Raw genomic sequence first — 11979 nt, 5'->3', positions numbered from 1 at the left:
TCCCCCACCGGATCCGATGGGGGGCATGGGAGGCCGACGATGTCCCGCATCCTGGTGTTGTTCTTCGTCATCGCCGTGATCGCGGTGGTGGTGCTCGGCGTGACCCTGCTGGTCCGCGCGTCCGCGGCACGGGCGTCCGCGGCTCGCGCGTCCGTCGCCGACAATCCCCGCGAGATCCTCAAGCGCCGCTACGCGGCCGGTGAGATCGACGAGGACGAATACCTCCGCCGCATGTCGGGCCTCTCCCAGGACTGGTAACCTCGCGAGCCGTCCGCGGCTCCCGACGATCTCCGGGGAAGTGATGGATTTTGTCGGCGTATCACTGCCTTTTCGGTGATCCTCGGTAATCCTTGGGGGGAAACTCCACAGCGTGCCGAGGAGCAGGATGCCCGGACTCGAAGCCATCGCCGCCGCCGCGGGCAAGGCCGTGGTGGAACGCGCCGTACGGGAGGGGCTCGCCGCCCGGACGGCCAGAGCGGAACGGGGCGCCGACCTCACCACCCTCATCCAGAGCGGGTTTCCCGACCGGTTCCTGCGGCGCAGCCTCGAACGGCAGCTGGAGGCGATCGCCGACGGGGTGGAGAGACGGCTCGCGGTGCTCGTCGAGCGGGAGTACGGCGGGCTCGCCGAGAACGACCGGACGGCCGTCCTGCACGAGGTGGTGGCGACCGTCCAGGCCGCCGACCTCTCCGACGGGGCGCTCCTGGCCGCGGACATGGACCCGATCAAGCTCGCCAAGGCCATCCGGGCCGGTCTGCCCGACCCGGCCAGGCAACTGGGCGAGGCCGGGGCACGCCTCTTCGACATGCTGCTGGACGAGTGCCTCGACTGCCTGGTGCGGATCGTCCAGCAACTCCCGCAGTACCTGCCCCGGGCGGGAACCGAGCTTCTCGGCCGCGTCTCGGCCGTCGACGACCGCCTCGCCACCCTCGGCCAGCAGGTCTCCTCGGTGCTCGCCCGCCTCCCGGCCCGCTCCCTCGACGCGCCCTCGGGTACCCGGGACGACGATGAGTTCCTGCGCCGCTATCTCGGGCACATCAGCACGACCCTCGACGAGGTCGAGCTGTTCGGCGTCCGGGTGGAGACCTACCGCCCCCGAGCCACGCTGAGCGTCGCCTACATCAGCCTCAACGCGTGTCCCGACGAACTCGACCGGGGCGGGGGTCTTCCGCGCGCCCGTTTCGCCGAGCTGACCGAGGCGGAGGTTCGCCACGAGCCCGTCACGTCACGGGTGGAGAGCGCGCTCGGCCGCTTCCGGCGCGTGCTGCTCAGGGGAGGCGCGGGTTCCGGCAAGAGCACGTTGCTGCGCTGGCTCGCGGTGACGGCTACCCGTGGCGGCCTCACCGGTGATCTGGCCGGGTGGAACGACTCCGTCCCGTTCGTGATCAAGCTTCGCAGCCACGGTGCGGGGAACCTTCCCGCTCCCGAGAACTTCCTCGCCGACGTCGCGCGGCCGGTCGCCGGGCTGATGCCCGAGGGCTGGGCGCACCGGGTCCTCGGTTCGGGACGGGCACTGCTGATGGTGGACGGTGTGGACGAGCTGAGCCCGCGGCACCGCCCGGCCGTCAGGCGGTGGCTGGACGGTCTTCTCGCGGCCTACCCGGAGATCCGGGTCATCGTGACCTCCCGTCCGGCGGCGGCCGACGCCCGGTGGCTGGAGGAGGAGGGGTTCTCGTCGGTGACGATGGAGCCGATGACCCCGGTCCACCTGCGGGAGCTCGTACGGCAGTGGCACACCGCCATGCGGGGTTCGGGGAACCTGCCGTTCGCGGCCGAGAAGCTCGACGAGTACGAGGGCGCGCTGCTGGCCAGATTCGAGAGCAGCCCGTACCTCCAGACGCTCGCCTCGACGCCGCTGCTCGCGGCGATGTTGTGTGCCCTGAACCTCGACCGGGGCAAGCAGCTGCCGCGCAACCGGATGGGACTGTACGCGGCGGCGCTCGAACTCCTGCTCCAGCGCCGGGACGCCGAGCGGGGGATCGTCTCCGAGGTCGTCCTGGAGCCGGAGCAGAAGGTGCGGGTCCTGCAGGACCTGGCCTGGCAGCTCGGGGTGTGGGGCCGGTCCGAGCTGTCCAGGGCGACGGCGTTGAAGCGGGTCGAGGAGAAGATCCAGACCATGCCCCGGGTGGACTGCACCGCCGAGGTCCTGCTGGACCATCTCCTCCAGCGCAGCGGTGTCATCAGGGAACCGGTTCCCGGGCGGATCGACTTCGTGCACCGCACGGTGCAGGAGTATCTCGCCGCCAAGCAGGCGGCCGACGGCGCCGACGTGGAGCCGTTGATCGAGCGGGCACATCTCGACCAGTGGCGCGAGACCGTGGTGATGGCCGCCGGGCACGCCAACGCGCCGCTGCGCGAGGAACTGCTGAGGGGGCTGCTCCGCCGTGTCGCGGCGGACGACGAGCACGCGCGGCGGCTGTGCCTGCTCGTGATCGGCTGCCTGGAGACGATCCAGGAGCTGCCGCGCGCCCTCTCCGGGGCCGTCGAGGAGTGCTTCGCGGCGGTGATCCCGCCTCGCGACGAGAGCGAGGCGGGAGCTCTCGCCTCGGCGGGGGAGGAGGTTCTGCGGCGCCTTCCCGACGACCTCGCCGGGTTGTCCTCCCTGGAGGCGGCGGCCACGGTGCGGACCTGCTGGCTGATCAACGGCGCGGAGGCGCTGGAGCGGCTCGCCCGATACTCCGGCGACTCCAGCTTCTTCGTGCAGCGCGAGCTGATCACGGCGTGGGACTACTTCGATCCGGAGGAGTACGCCCGGCGGGTGATGGCCGACTCCCCCCTCATCGACAGGGGGTCCGGCGGACACGCGAACGTGGAGAACCCGAGGCTCTTCCCCCACCTTCGGCACCTGCGCAATCTGGAGGACCTGTGGATCGCCCCCCGCGGTGAGAGTCTCGAATTTCTCGGAGACGTGGGTTCGTTGCGGAGCCTGAACGTCCCCGGGCTCGCCGGGCCGGGGGCGCTCGACGTGCTGAGCCGTCAGCCCGGTCTGGAGGAACTGTGGGTGAGTCTCAGGGCGGAACCGGTCGACTCGCGGTGGCCCCCCATGCCGCCCTCCCTGCGGAAGGCTCACCTGTTCCGTGACGATCCAGCGCCCGACCTCAGGTTCCTCGACCGTTTCCACATGGTCGAGGAGCTCAGCCTCGACCGGCTCGACGAGATCGCCGACTTCACCCCGCTGGCATCGCTGACCGAGCTGAGGGTGCTGTCCCTCTTCGACTGTCATCGCCTTTCCGACCCGGCCGTGTTCGGCGGGCTTCTCCGCCTGACGGAGCTCGAACTCACCTATCCGGCCCTCGACGGGATCGCCGGGCTCGTCGACAACTGCCCGAACCTCCGGCGGATCGCGCTACGCCACATCCCCTCGCTCGACGACATCACCCCGCTCGCGTCGCTCGCCCTTGAGGAGGTCACGCTCTCCCACTGCGTCAACCTCGTCGATCTCACACCGCTCTCCGGGCTGCGAGAACTTCGGAAGGTCAGCATCAGGTACTGCGAGAAGATCCATGATCTCTCGCCCCTGAAGCCGCTGAGGAGACTGAAGCGGGTCAACCTGATCGGGTTGCCCGGTGCCGTCGACGTCGCGCCGTTGGCGGGAAAGCGCGACCTGGTCGTCAAAAGCGACGACGGGCAGGAGCTTCGCAACGCCGACCTGCTCGATCCGACGGCGATGATCTATCGCCTGTAGTCAGGCCGTGGAGGCGGGGGCCGGCTGGTTCTCGGTGATCCAGGCGTCGATCTCCTCCCACTGGTCGAAGAGCCAGCGGATCTGCTCCTCGCGGTCGCGCGGCACGTCGGCGGCCTGGATCCGCCACCACTTGGCCTTGATCCGGGCGCTGAGCGGGAGGCGGGTCCAGATGTCCCCGAAGGTGACCAGGTCGTCGAGGCCGGTGTGCGCGACGAAGACCACGTCCGCCTCGGGGCAGGCCTCGATGGCGGCGATGGCGCCGTTGGGGCGGGGGGCCATCAGATGCTCCAGCTTGCGGGCCCGCGCGGCCTCCTCGGCCAGGCCCTTCTGCTCCAGCCGCAGGATGGCCCGCCAGCGGCGCTTGGGGGTGAAGTTGCCGCCCTCCGGAAAGATCACCAGTGCGTCGTCGGCGTCCATGTCGGAGGACAGGCGGCGGATCTCGGCGAGGACGCCGCTCTCGGCGACCTTGCGGGGGACGAAGGCGTTGGGGAGGCGGTTGATCACCACGTCCAGCGAGGGGTCGAACTGCAGGGCGGCCTTCATCACGATCCTCGGGCGCCTGCCGTACCGGGCGAGGAGGTGGTGGACGAGCAGGAACGAGTCGCCGGGGCCCGCGTGGCGGGACAGGACGATGACGGGGCGGGTGAGGCGCCGGGAGATCTCGTCGGAGGTCGGCGGCGGCTCGTCGATCTCGACGCTCAGGCGGAAGATCCGCACCGCGGCCTCGTAGATCTTGGACAGCAACCACTGGATCAGCTCGTAGTGCCGCTCCTGGTACTCGTCGCGGCTGAGCCGGCCGCCCAGGCCGTTCGCCACCCACAGCCACAGGCAGGCGCACAGCGCCATCGACTCCAGCGTCAGCCACGCCATCGCGAACCAGACCAGCCGGGTGCCGCGCCGCTGCGGGGGCGGCAGGCGCAGCGAGGCCGCGGTCACCACCAGCAGCCAGATCGGGAGCGTGAGCACCGCGACGACGGTGAGCACGATGACGAGCGGGGCCAGGACCAGGCGGCGGACGATGCGAGGAGGCAGCACGAGTGGCTCCTGCCTGTGTGGATGCGCGGTGTGGTGCGTGTGTGGATGCCGGTGTGACTCAGGTGGGTACTGATATCGACGTACCCCTGTGAAGTACCCCAATGCGGACGTACAACGCGGGCGGATGGCGTGGGTCAGGTGGGCGAGTGCCGGGCCAGGTAGTCGGCCGAGGCCCGGTACGCGCGATCGATGTATTCAGATATATGCGATATATCCCGATAGCGCAGCTGGGAGAGGTCCATTCCCGGACGGGCCTCGCCCCCGGACGGCATGACGTGGACCTCGATGTCGTCCGGCAGGGTGGCCATCTCCTCGGTGAAGCGGTGCCGCCGGGCGATCTCGAAGGCGGTCATGCCGACCTCCCACGGGCGCCGGGGCACCACCAGGGGACGCTCGATCCTGCCCACGTGCAGCACGTAGACCCGCCGGGCGCCGAGCGCGACGGCCCGGCCGACCGGGATGCTGTGCACCAGCCCGCCGTCGAGGTAGTGGCCGTCGCCGATGCGGACGGGCGGTAGCAGCCCGGGGACGGCGCAGGAGGCGAGGACCGCCTCGACCAGGGGGCCCTCGGTGAACCAGTGCGCGGCTGCGCGCTCGACGGAGGCGGCCACGCACTGGAACGGCACGGAGAGATCCTCGATGCGGGAGACCGGGAGCGTCCGGGCCAGCAGGTCGCGCAGCGGTTCGGAGGGGTGCAGGTGGGTGCCGCTCCTGGCGAGGGTGGACAGCCGGGTCACCCAGGACCCCGCGAACGCCGTACGGACGATGTCCGAACTCCACAGCGTGGTCAGGCGCGCGACCGCGTCACCGGGGGAGGCGGCGAACACGACGCCGTTCAGCGCGCCCACGGACGTGCCGACGATCACGTCGGGCTTGATGCCCGCCTCGTCGAGCGCCCGCAGCATGCCCACCTCGTGGGCGCCGAGGAGGCCCCCGCCACCCAGTACGAAGGCAGTGTCCAGGCTCATGGGCTCACCATAGCCCCGCGCCGGAGCACCGGATTCGGGGTGCGGCCGGGTGGGTTCCGGATCCGCGCAACGAAGGGGCGGCCAGCTGTCCGGGTCCGGCCATGACCCCGGCGGCGGCGAGAGGGCACGATCTGAGGCATGACAGCGGTGGTGGAGACCGAGGGGCTCACCAAGTTCTACGGCGGGCGCCGGGGACTTGAGGATCTCGACCTGGAGATCCGGGCCGGGGAGGTGTTCGGGTATCTCGGCCCGAACGGCGCGGGAAAGACGACGACGATCAGGCTGCTTCTGGACGTCATCCGCCCCACCAGGGGCCGCAGGACGGTCCTCGGCGGGGATCCCCGCGAGGTGGGTGTGCGGAGCCGGATCGGTTACCTGCCCGGCGAACTGGCCCTGGAGGGCAGGGAGAAGGCGGGGGAGTTCCTCGCCTTCCTCGGCGCGGTGCGCGGCGGCGTGCCCAAGGGGCGGATCGAGGGGCTGGCCGAACGGCTGGAGGCCGACCTGTCGGTGCCCATGGGCAGGCTCTCCAAGGGCAACAGGCAGAAGGTCGGGCTCATCCAGGCCTTCATGCACGAGCCGGAGTTCCTGATCCTCGACGAGCCGACCAGCGGCCTGGACCCGCTGGTGCAGCAGGAGTTCCTGGCGATGGTCCGCGAGGTCCGCGCCTCGGGCCGCACCGTGCTGATGTCCTCCCACGTGCTGGCCGAGGTCGAGGACGTCTCCGACCGGGTCGGCATCGTGCGCGGCGGCAGGCTGGTCGCGGTGGAGGACGTCTCCGCGCTCAGGGAGAAGGCGGTGCGCCGGGTGGAGTTCCACTTCGACGCCCCGGTGCCCCGCGAGGCGTTCGAGGACCTGCCCGGCGTCCGGGACCTGCGGGTGGAGGGGGCCGGGCTGCGCTGCACCATCGACGGCCGCCCGGACGCGCTGATCAAGGCGGCGGCGAGGTTCACCGTGGTGCACATGGTCAGCGCCCAGCCCGACCTGGAGGAGATCTTCCTCACCTACTACAGCCAGAGCGAGGAAGGGGAGGCGCGCGATGCCCACACTGGTGTCGAAGAGCCTGCGTGACTACCGGCGGCCGCTGCTCGGCTGGACCGTCGGGATCAGCGCGTTCTTCGCGCTGTACCTGTCGTTCTACCCGAATATCGCGAGCAACCCCGACATCTACGGGGCCGCGGGGCTGGCCAAGTTCCCCGGGGCCATGCGCGACCTCATGGGCGGCCTGGAGGGCGGCTTCACCAGCGGCTCCGGCTTCCTGCAGGCGCTGGTCTACCAGCTGTTCGGGCCGCTGCTTTTCATCATGTGCGCCGCGGTGATCGGCAACCGGGCGATCGCCCAGCCCGAGGAGTCGGGCACGCTGGAGCTGGTCCTGACCCTCCCGATCGACCGCAGGCGGCTGGTCCTGGAGCGCTTCGCCGCCCTGGCCCTCGCGCTGCTCGGCGTGGCGGCGGTCACCTTCCTCGTCGTGCTGGGCCTGGCGGCGGCCGTCGGCCTGGGCGTCCCCGCCGGCAGGATCCTCGCCGGTCACGTCGGCGTCTTCCTGCTCGCTCTCTTCTTCGGCACCCTCTGCCTGACGGTCGGCGCCGCGACGGGACGCAGGGGGGTCGCCCTGGCGGTGGTCGGGGTGGTCGCGGTGGCCGGATACGTGGTCGAGACCATGGGCAAGGATGTGGCCGGGGTGTCCTGGCTGCGCTGGATCTCGCCGTTCCACTACTACCTCGACGGGCGGCCGATCCAGCTGGGCTTCCCGGCATGGGACTATCTCGTGCTGGCCGGGGCGACCGTCGCGCTGCTCCTGGTCGCGATGCCGGCCTTCGACAGGCGTGACGTGGGAGTCTGATGGACGAGCTGCTCGGCGGCCATCTCCGGACGTTACGGGAGGCGGCCGCCACCGGCAGGCTGCCCGGCCGGGCCGAGCTCGACGACTGCCGCGCCGCCGGTGCGCTGGCCGCCGAGCGGGGCGCGTCCGTGCGGGCCCTGGTGGAGACCGCCCTGGCCATGGCCGAGTCGGTGAGCCCCGTCCCGCTCCCGGCCCTGCGGCGTACGGTCTCGGCCCTGATGGAGGGGTACGAGAACGCCCAGCGGTCGGCGCTGCGCCAGGAGGAGTCGGCGCGCAGGGAGTTCGTCGACGACCTGCTCCAGGGCCGCGCCGACAGGCTCGCCGAGCGGGCCGAGCACTTCGGGCTCCGCCTGGCCGAGACGTACGTGGTCGCCGTCGCCCGTCCCGCCGGAGCCGCCCGCCCGGCCGGAATCCCCGGAACCCCCGGAACCTCCGGAACCGCTGGAGGAGCCGCCACGGCCGCCGGCCCGGGGGACGGCGAGCTCGCGGGGGAGGCCGAGGGGACGGCCCGGCGGATCGAGGACGCGCTGGTCGCCAGGTTCGGCTCGCACAACGTGCTGGTCGCGGTCCGCGACGGGACGCTCGTGTGCGTCGCGCCGGGCAGTCTCACCGTCGCGAACGGCGAGTTCACCCACCACGTGCGCCAGGCGTTCGCGCCCGGCTGGCGGGTCGGGCTCGGCCGGGCGCACCGGGGCCCCGGCGGGGTGGTCACCTCCTACCGGGAGGGCGCCAACGCCATCGAGCTCGGCGACCGGCTGGGACTGCGCGCCCCCGTGCTCAAGGCCGCCGACCTGCTGGTATTCCCGGTGCTGCTGCGGGATCGCGCGGCCATCGAGGACCTGGTGACGAGCGTGCTCAGCCCGCTGCTGGAGGCGCGGGGCGGTCCCGAGCCGCTGCTCGCCACGCTGGAGGCCATCTTCGCCTCCCAGGGCAACCAGACCGCCGCCGCGCGCAGGCTCGGCGTCAGCACCCGGGCGGTGACCTACCGACTGGAGCGGATCCGCCGTCTCACCGGGTTCTCGCCGGACGACTCCACCCAGCGTTTCACCCTGGAGACGGCGGTCCTGGGCGCCCGCCTCCTGGACTGGCCCGCCCACCCGCTGCACTGATCGGACACTGACCGGTCCGCCCGCCCGTCGCGCTGAACGGACTGGCCCGCCCACCCGCTGCACTGATCGGACACTGACCGGTCCGCCCGCCCGTCGCGCTGAACGGACTGGCCCGCCCACCCGCTGCACTGATCGGACACTGACCGGTCCGCCCGCCCGTCGCGCTGAACGGACTGGCCCGCCCACCCGCTGCACTGATCGGACACTGACCGGTCCGCCCGCCCGTCGCGCTGAACGGACTGGCCCGCCCACCCGCTGCACTGATCGGACACTGATCGGACCGGCCCGGCCCCGGCCATCCACCACGCTGACCCGGCCGGCCCGCCCGTCCGCCGCGCCGACCGCCGTGCCGTTACGGGATCAGGAGCACCTTGCCGGTCGTACGGCGGGCCTCGAGGTTCTCGTGGGCGCGGGCGGCCTCGGCGAGCGGGTAGCGCTCGGAGATGTGCACCCGCAGCTGCCCGGAGGCCACCCAGCCGTAGAGGTCGGAGGCGCGCCAGACGAGCTCGTCGCGGGTGGCGATGTAGGAGCCCAGCGTCGGACGGGTCAGGAAGAGGGAGCCGTTCCTGGCGAGGATCTGCGGGTCGACCGGCGGGACCGGGCCGCTGGCCTGGCCGTACAGCGCCATCATGCCGCGCGGTCGCAGCGAGGCGACGCTCTCGTCGAAGGTGGCCGCGCCCACGCCGTCGTAGACGACGTGCACGCCGGAGCCGGTCAGGTCGCGGACCGCGTCGGCGAAGCCCTGGTAGCGGAACACCTCGTCGGCGCCCGCCTGGCGGGCCAGGATCTCCTTCTCCTCGGTGGAGACCGTGCCGATCACCCGGGCGCCGCGCAGCTTGGCGATCTGGGTGAGCAGCAGGCCCATGCCCCCGGCGGCGGCGTGTACCAGGACGTCGTCGCCCGCCTTCACCTCGTACGTGGAGTGCGTCAGGTAGTGGGCGGTCAGTCCCTGGAGTGTGACGGCCGCCGCGACCTCGGCCGTCACCCCCTCGGGTACGGCGAGCAGTTTGGAGGCGGGCACCGCGGTCCTGGAGGCGTAGCTGCCCGGCACGCTCGACCACGCCACGGTGTCGCCGACGGCGACGCCGCGGACGTCCTCGCCGACCGCGGCGACGGTGCCCGCGCCCTCCTCGCCGGGGACGAAGGGCAGGGAGAGCGGGTAGCGGCCCATCCGGTGGTAGACGTCGATGAAGTTCACCCCGGAGGCGGCGACGTCGACCAGGACGTCGCCGGGATTCACCTCGGGATCCGGGTGATCGTCGGTGTAGGTCAGAGCCTCGGGCCCGCCGGTGGCGGAGATGACTATGGCGCGCATCGTGCTGAACTCCTTTGGTCGGTCAGGTGCCCCGATCCGTCCCCGGCGGCGTGCGGATCACTCGCCGTCAGGGCTGTTTGGTGGAGGCGGGGCCGTGCAGAGTGAAGTTGTCGAACGCGGCCCTGAGGACGGCGTCGCTGTTCTCGCCCACCCGGGCGATCACGCCGACCAGCCCGTTGGGCAGCGGGTTGGTGTCGAGGAACGACTGGGTCTGCTCGTCGTTGACCCACATGGTGAGCTGCACGCCCCCCTCGACGCCGGTGCACTCCGCCGCGAGCCGGATGGCCTCGTCCTTGGGCAGGTCGACCTTGACGGGCTTGGTGAGCTCGCCCCCGGCGCTCTTGACGGTCTTGCGGATGCGGGCGTTGCCCGAGGTGTCGAGCAGGAACTCGTACCGCGTCGCCTTGTTGTCGTCCTCACCGCGGCAGAACAGCCCGTACTCGCCCATGCCGATGGTGCCGGAACGGATCGTGATGTCGGAGCCGAGCAGGATCCTGGCCGGTGTGACCGGGATGGGGCTGGCCGTGGGGTCGGGGGTGGCCGGGGGAGCGGACACGAAGGGGATCGGGGCCTGCTCCCGCCTGACGGGGGAGTAACCGCTGACGTCGACGGCGTAGTACCCCTCGGGGGCGTAGCCGTACGTGCCGGTCATCGGGTTGTAGGTGCCGCCGCTCCAGCCGGTGCCGCTCTGGGTGAAGTCGTCCTGGTAGAGCAGGGTGAGGTTCTCCGGCGGGCCGCCGGGAGCGAGCGCGAGGCGCAGCCCGATTCCTCCGGCCACCACCAGCAGGGCCGCCACGGCCACCCCGACGGCCAGCCTCCGCCGCCCGGCCGCCCGGCCGAGCCAGGAGGGCCCGGTGTCGCCCCGCGGCGGACCGGGGAGAGTGTGGCCGGGGCCGTCGTGCGCGGCGCCGGGCGCGGCATGGCCGGAACCCGGCCACGAGACGCCGGAGACCGGGTGACCACCTTGCGCGGACGGCACGGTGTGGGCCGCGTGACCCCGGCCGGGATCGGCGCTCTGTCCCGGGTGACCCCAGCCGGAGGCGGGATCCTGTCCCGGATGGCTCCAGCCAGGATCGGAGGGCGTACCGGGAGGGCCCGAGGGGCCGGTCCCGGTCCAGGGGGCGCCGCCCGGCGTTTCCCCAGGTCCCTGCCAGGAGACCTGGACCGAGTGGGCGGCCTGCTCCGGCGCGGCGGACCGGCCCACCAGGTGGTCGAGGAGCTGCTGTGAGGTGGGCCGGTGCCGCGGGTCCTTGGCCAGGGCGTAGGTGACCAGCTCGCGCAGCGCGGGCTCCATGCCCTCCAGGGAGGGCTCGGTGTTGAGCACCTGGTACAGCACCGCGGGCAGCGCCTCGCCGCCGAACGGCGCCCGCCCGCTGGAGGCGAAGGCCATCAGGCAGCCCCACGAGAACACGTCGCAGGCGGCCGAGACCGGCTCGCCGCGCAGCACCTCGGGCGCCATGTAGCGGGGGGTGCCGAGGATCTCGCCGGTCCCGGTCATCCCGCCGAGGGTGTCCAGCGCGCGGGCGATACCGAAGTCGATCACGCGGGGGCCGATGGGGGAGAGCAGCACGTTGGACGGCTTGAGGTCGCGGTGCACCACTCCGGCGCCGTGGATGGCGGTCAGCGCGGTCGCCACCCCGACGGCCAGCGCGTCGAGGCTGGAGCCGCGGAGCGGCCCGCCGGAGTCGACGGCCTCCTCGAGATTGGGGCCGGTGACGTACTCGGTGACGACGTAGAGCTGGCCGTCGTCGAGCGCCGCCTCGATGACCGCGGCCGTGCAGAACCTGCGGACCCGCTGTGCCGCGTCGGCCTCCCTGCGAAAGCGCATCCGGAACCGTTCGTGCTGGCTGTACTCCGGATTGATGACCTTGATGGCGACCTGCTGCCCGTCAGGGGACTCGCCGAGATAGACCGTGCCCATCCCGCCGCGGCCCAGCTGACTGAGCACGCGGTATCGGCCTATCTGCTGGGGTTCGTCGGGACTGAGGTTGCTCACCTTTGTACCTAACCGCATACGCCGTCACATG

The 11979-nt window shown here is 71.9% G+C and carries 9 protein-coding genes; 5 read left to right on the top strand and 4 right to left on the bottom strand.

Features of this window, described 5'->3' with window-relative positions; translation table 11 throughout:
- Positions 1 to 39 precede the first annotated feature (39 nt).
- On the top strand, positions 40 to 258 hold the full coding sequence (locus OG587_RS42640; protein WP_329084542.1) for an SHOCT domain-containing protein: 219 nt from the start codon (positions 40 to 42) through the stop codon (positions 256 to 258).
- 127 nt (positions 259 to 385) lie between these two features.
- Positions 386 to 3685 carry an NACHT domain-containing protein gene (locus tag OG587_RS42635; protein WP_329084541.1) on the top strand — a complete coding sequence of 1100 codons (3300 nt, stop codon included), beginning with the start codon at positions 386 to 388 and terminating at the stop codon, positions 3683 to 3685.
- Here the strand turns inward: OG587_RS42635 and OG587_RS42630 are convergent, their stop codons facing one another.
- Both OG587_RS42630 and OG587_RS42625 read right to left on the bottom strand, forming a co-directional pair.
- Positions 3686 to 4720, bottom strand: coding sequence for a 1-acyl-sn-glycerol-3-phosphate acyltransferase (locus OG587_RS42630; protein ID WP_329084540.1), 1035 nt, complete (start codon positions 4718 to 4720; stop codon positions 3686 to 3688).
- Positions 4721 to 4854: 134 nt separating this feature from the next.
- A complete protein-coding gene (locus OG587_RS42625) occupies positions 4855 to 5688 on the bottom strand; it encodes a patatin-like phospholipase family protein (RefSeq protein ID WP_329084539.1) in 834 nt (277 codons plus the stop codon).
- A 138-nt stretch (positions 5689 to 5826) separates the two neighbouring features.
- On the opposite strand from OG587_RS42625, the gene OG587_RS42620 reads away from it, so the two are divergent.
- From OG587_RS42620 to OG587_RS42610, 3 genes are read left to right on the top strand one after another with little or no spacing between them, the layout of a single operon-like run.
- Complete coding sequence (locus tag OG587_RS42620) at positions 5827 to 6756, top strand: ABC transporter ATP-binding protein (RefSeq protein WP_329084538.1); 930 nt, start codon at positions 5827 to 5829, stop codon at positions 6754 to 6756.
- Positions 6725 to 7528: an ABC transporter permease subunit gene (locus OG587_RS42615; RefSeq protein WP_329084537.1), complete on the top strand. Its 804-nt coding sequence runs from the start codon at positions 6725 to 6727 to the stop codon at positions 7526 to 7528. The genes OG587_RS42620 and OG587_RS42615 overlap by 32 nt, the downstream gene beginning before the upstream one ends.
- Complete coding sequence (locus OG587_RS42610) at positions 7528 to 8637, top strand: PucR family transcriptional regulator (protein ID WP_329084536.1); 1110 nt, start codon at positions 7528 to 7530, stop codon at positions 8635 to 8637. The genes OG587_RS42615 and OG587_RS42610 overlap by 1 nt, the downstream gene beginning before the upstream one ends.
- A 352-nt stretch (positions 8638 to 8989) precedes the next feature.
- Here the strand turns inward: OG587_RS42610 and OG587_RS42605 are convergent, their stop codons facing one another.
- Positions 8990 to 9952: a quinone oxidoreductase family protein gene (locus tag OG587_RS42605; RefSeq protein ID WP_329084535.1), complete on the bottom strand. Its 963-nt coding sequence runs from the start codon at positions 9950 to 9952 to the stop codon at positions 8990 to 8992.
- 67 nt (positions 9953 to 10019) lie between these two features.
- Positions 10020 to 11948, bottom strand: coding sequence for a serine/threonine protein kinase (locus OG587_RS42600; RefSeq protein WP_329084534.1), 1929 nt, complete (start codon positions 11946 to 11948; stop codon positions 10020 to 10022).
- Positions 11949 to 11979 lie beyond the last annotated feature (31 nt).

The organism is Streptosporangium sp. NBC_01469 (genome assembly GCF_036227305.1).
GTDB lineage: Bacteria > Actinomycetota > Actinomycetes > Streptosporangiales > Streptosporangiaceae > Streptosporangium.
The sequence above is the reverse complement of the archived record's forward strand: the minus strand, read 5'-3'. Positions and strand labels throughout refer to the sequence as shown.

Excerpts from the sequence above, each read along its gene's own strand:
- OG587_RS42640 (WP_329084542.1), top strand. The coding sequence starts at position 40 with ATGTCCCGCATCCTGGTGTTGTTCTTCGTCATCGCCGTGATCGCGGTG.
- OG587_RS42635 (WP_329084541.1), top strand. The coding sequence starts at position 386 with ATGCCCGGACTCGAAGCCATCGCCGCCGCCGCGGGCAAGGCCGTGGTG.
- OG587_RS42625 (WP_329084539.1), bottom strand. The coding sequence starts at position 5,688 with ATGAGCCTGGACACTGCCTTCGTACTGGGTGGCGGGGGCCTCCTCGGC.
- OG587_RS42620 (WP_329084538.1), top strand. The coding sequence starts at position 5,827 with ATGACAGCGGTGGTGGAGACCGAGGGGCTCACCAAGTTCTACGGCGGG.
- OG587_RS42615 (WP_329084537.1), top strand. The coding sequence starts at position 6,725 with ATGCCCACACTGGTGTCGAAGAGCCTGCGTGACTACCGGCGGCCGCTG.
- OG587_RS42610 (WP_329084536.1), top strand. The coding sequence starts at position 7,528 with ATGGACGAGCTGCTCGGCGGCCATCTCCGGACGTTACGGGAGGCGGCC.
- OG587_RS42605 (WP_329084535.1), bottom strand. The coding sequence starts at position 9,952 with ATGCGCGCCATAGTCATCTCCGCCACCGGCGGGCCCGAGGCTCTGACC.